This is a genomic window from Streptococcus suis, assembly GCF_002964045.1.
Lineage (GTDB): Bacteria > Bacillota > Bacilli > Lactobacillales > Streptococcaceae > Streptococcus > Streptococcus suis_U.
Genome location: NZ_POPB01000425.1, coordinates 1 through 9,163, shown reverse-complemented (window position 1 = coordinate 9,163; position 9,163 = coordinate 1). Strand labels below are relative to the sequence as shown.

The 9,163-nt window shown below is 43.0% G+C and carries 7 protein-coding genes; 5 read left to right on the top strand and 2 right to left on the bottom strand.

What is annotated here, in order from left to right; translation table 11 throughout:
- Positions 1-980, bottom strand: a 980-nt coding sequence (locus C1E99_RS10950; protein ID WP_105207564.1) for an ISL3 family transposase, incomplete at its 3' end; no start/stop codon positions are given.
- A gap of 181 nt (positions 981-1,161) precedes the next feature.
- Here C1E99_RS10950 and C1E99_RS10945 point away from each other — a divergent pair.
- From C1E99_RS10945 to carB, 5 genes are all read left to right on the top strand, one after another.
- Positions 1,162-1,797 (top strand): Pr6Pr family membrane protein, encoded by a 636-nt coding sequence (locus C1E99_RS10945; RefSeq protein ID WP_105207563.1) that lies wholly within the window; start codon positions 1,162-1,164, stop codon positions 1,795-1,797.
- Between the two features lie 216 nt (positions 1,798-2,013).
- A complete protein-coding gene (gene pyrR, locus C1E99_RS10940; RefSeq protein WP_105207562.1) occupies positions 2,014-2,535 on the top strand; it encodes a bifunctional pyr operon transcriptional regulator/uracil phosphoribosyltransferase PyrR in 522 nt (173 codons plus the stop codon).
- Positions 2,536-2,581: 46 nt separating this feature from the next.
- Positions 2,582-3,505: an aspartate carbamoyltransferase catalytic subunit gene (locus C1E99_RS10935; RefSeq protein WP_105207561.1), complete on the top strand. Its 924-nt coding sequence runs from the start codon at positions 2,582-2,584 to the stop codon at positions 3,503-3,505.
- 695 nt (positions 3,506-4,200) lie between these two features.
- Entirely contained in the window at positions 4,201-5,280 is a 1,080-nt protein-coding gene (locus tag C1E99_RS10930; RefSeq protein WP_105207560.1) for a carbamoyl phosphate synthase small subunit, read from the top strand.
- Positions 5,281-5,665: 385 nt separating this feature from the next.
- Positions 5,666-8,845, top strand: a complete 3,180-nt coding sequence (gene carB / locus C1E99_RS10925) for a carbamoyl-phosphate synthase large subunit (protein WP_105207559.1) — start codon at positions 5,666-5,668, stop codon at positions 8,843-8,845.
- A 117-nt stretch (positions 8,846-8,962) separates the two neighbouring features.
- On the opposite strand, the gene C1E99_RS10920 is transcribed toward carB, so the two are convergent.
- On the bottom strand, positions 8,963-9,163 hold a 201-nt coding region (locus C1E99_RS10920; RefSeq protein WP_161943210.1), incomplete at its 5' end, for a transposase.

The window sequence follows — 9,163 nt, the reverse complement described above, 5'->3', positions numbered from 1 at the left end:
TTTTTCTCTTGGAAATGGAATAAGAGAAGTTGATAGAGTTCATAGTGCTGTCGTAGTTCCTCGGAGAAAGACAGGAGTTTTTCCAGTATTTCCTTGTTAGTCAAGTGCATTCGGAACATAGGGCGATAAAATCGTTTATCGCTGATTTTACGGCTATCTTGTTGTATCAATTTCCAGTAGCGTTTCAAGGCTCGGTATTCCTGCGATGTTCTGTCGAATTGATTCATAATTTGAATACGGATACGGTTCATAGCACGACTAAGGTGTTGAACAATATGAAAGCGGTCGAGTACGATTTTTGCATTCGGAAAAAGTTGTTTAGCAAGTTGATAATAGGGACTAAACATATCCATGGTAATCACTTTGACCTGATTTCTAACCTTTCTAGGATAGCGTAGAAAGTGGTTTCGGATAGTTGCTTGAGTTCTTCCGTCCAGAATGGTTATGACATTTAGGGAATTGAAATCTTGTGCAATAAAGCTCATCTTCCCCTTTTTGAAGGCATACTCGTCCCAACTCATCACCTCAGGTAGGGTATTCCAATCCGTTTCAAACTTGAACTCATTGAGCTTTCTCATAACTGATGATGTTGAGATAGATAGCCTGTGTGCAATATGTTGCATTGCTTGATTTTCGATGAGTAATTGAGCGATCTTTTGGTTAACAGCGACGGAGATTTGGTGGTTCTTCTTGACAAGAGGAGTTTCAGCGACAGCCATTTTCCCACATTCCTTGCACTTGAAACGACGCTTTCTAAGGCGGATAAGTAAGGGATAGCCAGCTGTTTCTAGGTAGGGGATCTTAGAGGCTTTCTGGAAATCGTATTTTGCCATTTGTCCCTTGCATTTAGGGCATTTAGGGGCTGTGTAATCCAAGTGACCGTGGAGTTCTAAGTGAGTTCCTAGGTCATATTCATTAGAGATAGTGATATTTTTGTCTTTAATTCTGAGAAGATTTGTGATAAGATTTAGTTGTTCCATATGAACCCTTTCTAATGTGAGTTTCGTCGCTTTTCATTATAGGTCATATGGGACTTTTTTTCTATACTCAAAAAGGCTCCATAATCTCCACGGTGGTTTTACCCACTACAGAAATTATAGAGCCAAAATTTAAGAGAAAGGGCTGGTCAATCCAGTCTTTTGTCGTTTTTGAAAGGATAGTATGAAGAATCAAAGTTTTTTATTTTATAGCAGGTGTTTGTTAGCTGTTCTGGCGATTACGGGAACTGCCCTTGAAATTATCAAGTATGGTATCGGTATGCTTATGTATTACACGGTGCTTTCTAATTTGTTGGTTTCAGTGTTTGCGGTCTATATGGTTTATGCCATGACCAAGGGAACGGACTTGCAGACTAGCAAGTTTCTACGGATCAAGGCAGCTGTGACCATGTCCATCATGATTACCTGCGTGGTCTATCATTTCATGTTAGCGCCGTTGGTAGATGACTTTTGGCGTGTGGAAAATCTGCTTTGTCATTATATTGTTCCCCTTTATTTCCTACTAGATACCTTGCTTGTGGACCGACAACGACAATACATGTGGTTTGACCCGATTTGGTGGACCATTTTGCCTGTTCTTTATATGGTCTTTGGACTAGTCAACGGTTTCTTCATAAAGATTCCTATTCCTGATGCTAAGGACAGTCCTTTTGCCTATTTCTTCCTAAACGTGCCCAAGTATGGCTGGTCTTATGTATTGACTTATGCAGGGACAATTTTTGTGGCCTATCTGATTTGCGGCTTTATGTTGGCAGGTGTAAAATCCCTAAATGTCCGTCGCAGTCTGCTAAACAAGTAAGATTCTCAGTAAAATCCGAAGATTTTCGACTATTTTACAGTCAGAATTTGTCCACGTAGGAAATTTGTGCTATACTTCTCTTAATCAATCCTTTAAAACCTGTCCAGAGAGGCAGACAAGGAGCAACGTGTTAAGCAGGTTAGTCGAATTACTAGCCTATATTTTCATAGTCTCCTTGTGCAAAGGGGACTTTTTCTATATATTTTGGAGGTCTTTATGAAGACAAAAGAAATCGTTGACGATATGACCATGAAACGGGCTATCACCCGTATCACTTATGAAATTATCGAGCGGAACAAAAATTTGGATAACATTGTTCTAGCAGGTATTAAAACCCGTGGGGTGTTCATTGCTAAACGTATTCAGGAAAGGTTGAAACAGTTAGAGGGAATTGATGTTCCACTGGGTGAACTGGATACCAAGCCTTTCCGTGATGATGTAAAAGTCGAAGAAGATACGACAAGCATGGCTGCTGATGTCAATGACCGTGATATTATTTTGGTAGATGATGTGCTTTATACTGGGCGAACCATTCGTGCAGCTATTGACAATGTAGTTTCCTTGGGGCGACCAGCTCGCGTTAGTCTGGCTGTTCTAGTTGACCGTGGGCACAGAGAACTACCTATTCGAGCGGACTATGTTGGGAAGAACATTCCGACCAGCCGTTCGGAAGAAATCATTGTTCACATGGCTGAAATCGATGGCCAGGATTGTGTTCTTCTGGTTGAAGGGGAGTAAATCCTAGTTATTATTCTACATCTAAATCGTAAAGGCAGGTATCATCATGACAATCACAAATGGTAAAGTTTCACTCAAACACTTGGTTACAATGGAAACTCTTTCAAATGAAGAAGTGCTTGGGCTCATTCAACGGGGGCTTGCTTTCAAGGGTGGGGAAAAGGTAGAGTTGGATAGGAAGTATTATGCTTCTAACCTTTTCTTTGAGGACTCAACTCGGACGCATAAGTCTTTTGAAATGGCAGAGCTCCGTTTGGATATGGGCATGATTGACTTTGATGCTCGTACCAGTTCGGTCAATAAGGGTGAAACCTTGTATGATACCATTTTGACCATGTCGGCTTTGGGAGTCGACATCTGTGTCATTCGTCATTCGGAAGTCGACTATTACAAGCAATTGATTGATAGTCCGACCATTCAGACTTCAATTGTCAATGGTGGGGATGGTTCAGGCCAACACCCAAGCCAGTCCTTGCTTGATTTGATGACTATTTATGAAGAATTTGGAACTTTTGAAGGCTTGAAGATTGCCATTGCAGGTGACATCACGCATTCACGTGTTGCTAAGTCAAATATGCAAATTTTGAAGCGTTTGGGAGCTGAGATTTTCTTTGCAGGACCGGAGGAATGGTATGCAGAGGAATTTGATGTTTATGGTCAACATGTGAATATTGATGATATTGTTGAGAAAGTAGATGTCTTGATGTTGCTTCGTGTGCAACACGAGCGACATGATGGTGATGGAGGGTTTTCGAAAGAAACCTACAATCGCTTGCATGGCTTGACTGAAGAACGCTACAAGCGCTTGAAAGACAGAGCTATTGTCATGCATCCTGCCCCTGTCAATCGTGATGTAGAAATTGATGACCATTTAGTAGAGGCATCAAAATCACGCATCGTCAGACAAATGCAGAATGGAGTATTTGTCCGGATGGCGATTTTGGAAGCAATTGTCAATGGCAAGGCTTAAAAGTAAGCTGTTCAGGTATCTTAGAACTGAGCAGTTCGTAATTTGTTAGACTTATCTTATTTAATGTCGCTCAGAGAGGCGACGAATAGAAAGGCAAGGAACAGGTCAATGGTTGCGAGCAACTCATTTCCCTACGCCTGCCTCTATGGAGGTCAGGCTATTCCTTGCACTAGCTCGAAAATGGATTATTATCGAATCCATTTTCTCATGTCGGTCAGAGCCAGTCGGACTACATGGTAAGGCATGTGTCCTTCTACGTAAAGTCCTATGGGACCTTTGCTACCTCTGACACTAGCCGTAAGGTTTACCTAATATCGAGCTAAACCTTTCGGCGTCGGACTATTATTTAATTCTATCCGGAGAGATAGAAAATAGAAAGGCAAGGAACAGGTCAATGGTTGCGAGCAACTCATTTCCCTACGCCTGCCTCTATGGAGGTCAGGCTATTCCTTGCACTAGCTCGAAAATGGATTATTATCGAATCCATTTTCTCACGTCGGAGAATTATTTAATGTCGCCCAGAGAGGCGACGAATAGAAAGGAGAAGATACAGGTTCGAGTATGATCTTGTTTTCCTATTCGAACACGCCCTAAGGACTGTGTGAAAAAGATAAATATCGTCTTGACGCTTATAGCGTCGGCGTCGAATTTCCTATTTTCACTTTGTCCTTTTAACGGGCTTTGTATCATAGTTTATGTCAAAAAGACGTTTAATTTTGGAAGATGGTACTATTTTTGAAGGGGAGGCCTTCGGTGCTGATATTGATGTGACTGGTGAGTTGGTTTTCTCAACGGGGATGACGGGTTACCAGGAATCAATCACCGACCAATCCTATAATGGTCAGATTTTAACCTTTACCTATCCTTTGGTTGGAAATTATGGAATTAACCGTGATGATTATGAATCCATTAATCCGACTTGTAAGGGAGTGGTTGTTAGCGAGTGGGCTCGTCGAGCAAGTAACTGGCGTAACCAGATGACTTTAGATGAATTTTTAAAAGCTAAGAAAATTCCAGCAATTTCTGGAATTGACACACGCGCCCTAACTAAAATTATTCGTCAGCACGGGACCATGAAGGCGACATTGGCAAATGTTGGTGATTCCGTTGAGCATTTGACGGATCAATTGAGAGCGACTGTTTTGCCAACCAACAACATCCAGCAAGTATCGACAAAAACAGCCTATCCTGCACCTGGAGTTGGACGTAGTGTTGTGCTGGTTGATTTTGGCTTGAAGCATTCTATTCTTCGTGAATTAGCCAAACGCGACTGCAATGTGACGGTTGTTCCTTATGATTCGACAGCTGAAGAAATTTTGGCCCTCAATCCAGACGGCGTCATGCTGTCAAACGGTCCTGGTAACCCAGATGATGTTCCAGAAGCCTTGGACATGATCCGTGGTATTCTTGGAAAAATTCCAATTTTTGGTATCTGTATGGGGCACCAACTCTTCGCCAAGGCCAATGGTGCTACAACTTACAAGATGAAGTTCGGCCATCGTGGTTTTAACCATGCAGTTCGTGAAATTGCGACTGGTCGAGTGGATTTTACCAGTCAGAACCATGGTTATGCAGTGGCTCGTGAAGATTTGCCAGAGTGTTTGATGATTACGCACGAAGAAATCAATGACAAATCAGTGGAAGGGGTACGCCACAAGTACCATCCAGGTTTTTCTGTTCAATTCCACCCAGATGCAGCACCTGGTCCACACGATGCTAGCTATTTGTTTGATGAATTTATGGATTTGATGGATTCGTTTAAAAAAGTGCAGTAAGTTTTGACTCCTATTGAGCTAAACCTTACTGCGTCGGTCTATTATTTAATTCTATCCGGAGAGATAGAAAATAGAAAGGTAAGGGACAGGTCAATGGTTGCAAGCAACTCATTTCCCTACGCCTGCCTCTATGGAGGTCAGGCTATCCCTTGCACTAGCTCGAAAATGGATTAATGTCGAATCCATTTTCTCCCGTCGGAAAATTATTTAATTCTATCCGGAGAGATAGAAAATAGAAAGGAGTAGGGTGTTCTGTTGCTCGGATTTTGTAATTGAATTCGGGCTACGGACTGGGTCAAAAAGATAGTTTTTCCTCGAACGAGGCGTTCTTGGTCAAACTCCTATTTTGACTGTGTCCGTTTAACGCCCTTAATATCTTAAAATTATGCCAAAACGTACGGATATTAAGAAAATTATGGTGATTGGGTCTGGTCCGATTATTATCGGTCAGGCTGCGGAGTTTGATTATGCTGGGACTCAGGCTTGTTTGGCTTTGAAGGAAGAGGGCTATAGCGTTGTCCTGGTCAATTCAAACCCTGCGACCATCATGACAGATAAGGAAATTGCGGATAAGGTTTATATTGAGCCAATCACGCTTGAATTTGTCACACGGATTTTACGGAAGGAGCGTCCAGATGCTCTCTTGCCTACCCTGGGTGGTCAGACAGGTCTTAATATGGCAATGGAATTGTCCAAGGCTGGTATTTTAGAAGAACTTGGGGTTGAGTTATTAGGGACAAAATTGTCTGCTATCGATCAGGCAGAAGACCGTGACCTTTTCAAACAACTCATGGAAGACCTCAATCAGCCTATTCCTGAGTCAACGATTGTGACAACAGTTGATGAGGCTTTGGAATTTGCTGCTGAAATTGGCTATCCTGTCATTGTTCGTCCAGCCTTCACGCTGGGTGGTACTGGCGGTGGTATGTGTGCCAATGAAGAAGAACTGCGTGAAATTGCAGAAAATGGTCTAAAATTGTCACCAGTGACCCAGTGTTTGATTGAGCGTTCGATTGCTGGTTTCAAAGAAATTGAATACGAAGTGATGCGCGATGCAGCTGACAATGCCTTGGTCGTATGTAACATGGAGAACTTTGACCCTGTGGGAATTCATACAGGAGATTCTATCGTATTTGCCCCAACGCAGACGCTTTCGGATATTGAAAACCAGATGTTGCGCGATGCCAGTCTTAGCATTATTCGTGCCCTCAAAATCGAAGGGGGCTGTAATGTGCAGTTGGCGCTGGATCCATATAGTTTCAAGTACTATGTCATTGAAGTAAACCCACGGGTTTCTCGTTCATCTGCCTTGGCATCCAAAGCGACAGGCTATCCTATCGCCAAATTAGCCGCAAAAATTGCGGTTGGATTGACCTTGGATGAAATGGTGAACCCTGTTACAGGAACAACCTATGCCATGTTCGAGCCTGCTCTTGACTACGTTGTGGCAAAAATTCCACGTTTCCCATTTGACAAGTTTGAAAAAGGGGAGCGTCGCCTTGGAACCCAGATGAAGGCAACTGGTGAGGTCATGGCCATCGGTCGTAACATTGAAGAAAGCCTACTCAAGGCCTGCCGTTCTTTAGAAATCGGTGTCTATCACAATGAAATGCCAGAACTCAGCCAAGTGACAGATGACCAATTGGTTGAAAAGATTGTCAAGGCACAGGATGATCGTTTATTCTATCTTTCAGAAGCCCTTCGCCGTGGCTATACAGTAGAAGAATTGGCTCAATTGACAAAAATTGATGTTTTCTTTCTTGACAAGCTATTGCACATCTTGGAAATCGAGCAGGAATTGGCAATCAATCACGATAATATCGACTTATTGAAAACAGCCAAGAAATACGGTTTTACAGACCGCAAGATTGCGGAACTCTGGGGACGGACAGAATCTTACATTCGCCAACTGCGGATAGAACACAAAATTGTCCCTGTTTACAAGATGGTGGACACTTGTGCAGCCGAATTTGAAAGTGCTACACCTTATTTCTATTCAACTTATGAGTGGGAAAATGAGTCCATCCGTTCGGAAAAAGAATCTGTTTTAGTGCTGGGTTCTGGCCCAATTCGTATCGGACAGGGTGTGGAGTTTGACTATGCAACGGTGCATTCTGTCAAGGCTATTCAGGCCGCTGGCTACGAAGCCATTATTATGAACTCAAACCCTGAAACAGTGTCAACAGACTTTTCGATTTCGGACAAGCTTTACTTCGAGCCATTGACCTTGGAAGATGTTTTGAATGTGATTGACCTTGAGAAACCCAAAGGGGTTATCGTTCAGTTCGGTGGCCAGACAGCCATCAATTTGGCAGAGCCATTGGCCAAAGCAGGTATTCCAATCTTGGGGACGCAAGTGGAAGACTTGGATCGTGCTGAAGACAGGGATTTATTTGAAAAAGCCCTGAAAGACCTTGGGATTCCACAGCCACCAGGCCAAACCGCAACCAATGAAGAGGAAGCACTAGAAGCGGCCCGCAAAATTGGTTTCCCGGTACTTGTTCGTCCCTCATATGTCTTGGGCGGTCGTGCTATGGAGATTGTCGAAAATGAAGCGGACCTACGTTCTTATATGAGAACGGCGGTTAAGGCTTCGCCAGAGCACCCAGTTTTGGTGGATTCTTACATCGTCGGTCGTGAGTGTGAAGTGGATGCCATTTCAGATGGTAAGGATGTCTTGATTCCGGGTATTATGGAGCATATCGAGCGTGCAGGGGTCCACTCAGGTGACTCGATGGCAGTTTATCCGCCACAAACCCTGTATAAAGAGGTGCAGGTGACCATTGCAGACTACACCAAGCGCTTGGCAATCGGCCTCAACTGTATCGGTATGATGAATATCCAGTTTGTTATCAAGGATGAGACGGTTTATGTGATTGAGGTCAATCCTCGTGCTAGTCGTACGGTTCCATTCTTGTCCAAGGTCACAGACATTCCAATGGCCCAGGTTGCAACCAAATTGATTTTGGGACAAAGCCTTGTGGAACTTGGCTATCAAGACGGTCTTTACCCTGAAAGCAAGCAAGTACACGTTAAAGCACCAGTATTTTCATTTACAAAATTGGCTAAAGTTGACAGTTTGTTAGGTCCAGAGATGAAGTCTACTGGTGAGATTATGGGTTCGGATTTTACACTGGAAAAAGCACTTTACAAGGCTTTCGAGGCAAGTTATCAGCACCTAGCTGAGTTTGGTAATGTTGTCTTTACCATTGCGGATGAAGACAAGGAAGAAGCACTTGGACTTGCCCGACGCTTCCATGAACTAGGTTATGGTCTACTGGCTACAGCTGGAACAGCTGCCTTTCTAACAGATAATGGTCTTTCCGTAACAACTGTTGGAAAATTAGGCGATGAGTCCTGTCAAGATATTCCTAGTCTAGTTCGAGCTGGAAAGGTTCAGGCTATTATCAATACGGTTGGTAAAAAACGTGTGGCCGACGGCGACGGGCAAGTGATTCGAAGCTCTGCTATTGAAGGAGGAATTCCACTCTTTACAGCCCTTGATACAGCAGAAGCCATGGTCAAGGTACTGGAAAGCCGCAGCTTCATGACACAGGCGATTTAAAAGAAATTATAGAGCCCAATTTAGACGACTTCGCAAGAGGTCGTCTTTTTTGCTTCTAGTGAACTGTATCTCTATATTATAAGGGCTCTTTGTCAACTGTAGTGGGTAGATGAAAAGCTAACACCTAGAGAGGACGAAATTGGTTCTCTCTTTCTTTATGTTCAAGGCAATCAAAATCCGTTTTCTAAAGTTTTCAAAGTTCCTAAAACCAAAGGCATTTCTTTTAATGACTTTGATGAGATTATTGGTAGCTTCCAGTTTGGCGTTGGAATAAGGCAATTCCATAGCGTTTAAAACCTTGTCTTTATCCTTTAGAAA